Genomic DNA, 2,013 nt, shown 5'->3' on the forward strand with positions numbered 1-2,013 from the left:
GTGCTCAGGGCGCAGGCCAGCGCGCTGGGCGCCGCCGAGGCCCAGTCGGTCCCACAGCGCACCGTGCTCGGCAGTGGCCTGGCCAGCCACCGGCCGGTCGATCAGATTGATGCGCGGTGAGCCGATGAAGCCGGCGACGAACTCGTTGGCCGGGGCGCGGTACAGGTCCATCGGCGCGCCAACCTGCTCGATGCGGCCTTTGTTGAACAGCGCGATGCGCTGGCCCATCGTCATCGCCTCGACCTGGTCGTGGGTGACGTAGATGATCGTCGTGCCCAACTCCTGGTGCAGACGTGAGATCTCGATGCGCATGTCCACGCGCAACGCGGCATCCAGGTTCGACAGCGGTTCGTCGAACAGGAACACGCGCGGCTTGCGCACGATCGCGCGGCCGATCGCCACGCGCTGGCGTTGCCCGCCCGAGAGCTCACGCGGGAAGCGCTTGAGCAGGTCGGTGATGCGCAGCGTCTCGGCCGCGCGCTGCACCTGCGCCTTGCGTTCGGTGTTGCCGACGCCGGCCATCTTCAGCGCGAAGCCCAGGTTGTCGGCCACCGTCATGTGCGGGTACAGCGCGTAGCTCTGGAACACCATCGCCGTGCCGCGCTCGGCCGGCCGCTGGTCTTTCGCACTCGCGCCGTCRATCAGGATGTCGCCTTCGTCCAGCTCTTCCAGCCCGGCGATCAGGCGCAAGGTGGTCGACTTGCCGCAGCCCGATGGGCCGACGAAGACCATGAACTCGCCGTTGCGCACGTCGAGGTCGATGCCCTTCAGGACCTCGACGTCGCCGAAGCGTTTGCGCAGGCCGCGCAGCGAGACTTGTGCCATTGAGAGATCCCTCGTCTTGTCGCGTCGTGGCCGGTCAGGCCGGTAGCTTGGCGCCGCTGCGCAGCATACGCTGGTGCTTCAGGAAGTCACGGTACCAGCACGCGCTGTCCTTCAGGTGCCGGGCTTGCGACTCGTAGTCGACATGCACGATGCCGAAGCGCTTTTCGTAGCCTGAGGCCCATTCGAAGTTGTCCATCAGGCTCCAGACCATGTAGCCGCCGATCGGGGCACCCTGCTTCATGGCATTGGCCACCGCCTGGATGTGCTCGGCAATGTAACGCGTGCGGTCGGCGTCGTGCACCTGGCCATCGGCGATCTGGTCTTTGAAGGCGGCGCCGTTCTCGGTGATGTACAGCGGCACGCCGGGGTAGTCGCGGTGCAGGCGCAGCAGCAGCTCCGTCAAGCCTTGCGGGTAGACCTCCCAGCCCATGTCGGTCAGCGCGTGGCCCTGGCTGCCGGCTTTCCAGTGGCCGTTGGCGCTGATGACCGAACGCGAGTAGTAGTTGATGCCGAGGTAGTCCAGCTTCTGGCCGATGGCCTTGAAGTCGCCGGCTTCGACCTTGGGCGCGTCGGCGCCGAGGTCGTCCAGCGCTTCTTGCGGGTAGCGGCCGTGGAAGATCGGGTCGAGGTACCAGCGCAGCAGGTGGGCGTCGGCCAGCTTGGCGCTCTTGTGGTCTTCCGCCGAATCGGTGGCCGGGTACGTGGGCGACAGGTTCAGCACGATGCCCAGTTGCGCCTTGCAGCCCTGCGCCCGTAACGCCTGCAGCGACAGGCCGTGGCTCAGCAGCAGGTGGTGTGACACCTGTGCCGCCATCGCGCGGTTTTTCAGCCCCGGCGCGAAGGTGCCGGTTTCGTGGCCGAGCGTGGCAACGATCCACGGCTCGTTGTGGGTGGTGATCGATTCGGCGCGGTCGCCGAAGCGGCGGCCGATCTCTTGCGCGTACTCGACGAAGCGGTGCACGGTGTCGCGGTTGGCCCAGCCGCCCTTGGCTTGCAATGCCGACGGCAGGTCCCAGTGGTACAGCGTCAGGCAAGGCTTGATGCCGCGCTCGAGCAGGCCGTCGACCAGGCTTTCGTAGAAGGCCAGGCCGGCTTCGTTCCAGGCGCCGTCGCCGGTCGGGCGCACACGCGGCCACGAGATCGAGAAGCGGTAGGCATCGACGCCGAGGCCCTTGATCATGTCCAGGT

The 2,013-nt window shown here is 67.1% G+C and carries 2 protein-coding genes; both read right to left on the reverse strand.

All coding sequences use genetic code 11. From position 1 onward, the window contains the following. Positions 1–825: ABC transporter ATP-binding protein (locus tag AC1DYI_RS34005; RefSeq protein WP_477208517.1), on the reverse strand; the 825-nt coding region annotated here is incomplete at its 3' end. Between the two features lie 34 nt (positions 826–859). Continuing rightward, positions 860–2,013 (reverse strand): GH1 family beta-glucosidase (locus AC1DYI_RS34010; RefSeq protein ID WP_477208518.1); only part of this gene is annotated, 1,154 nt, incomplete at its 5' end.

The organism is Ideonella sp. P3_A4 (assembly GCF_056403075.1).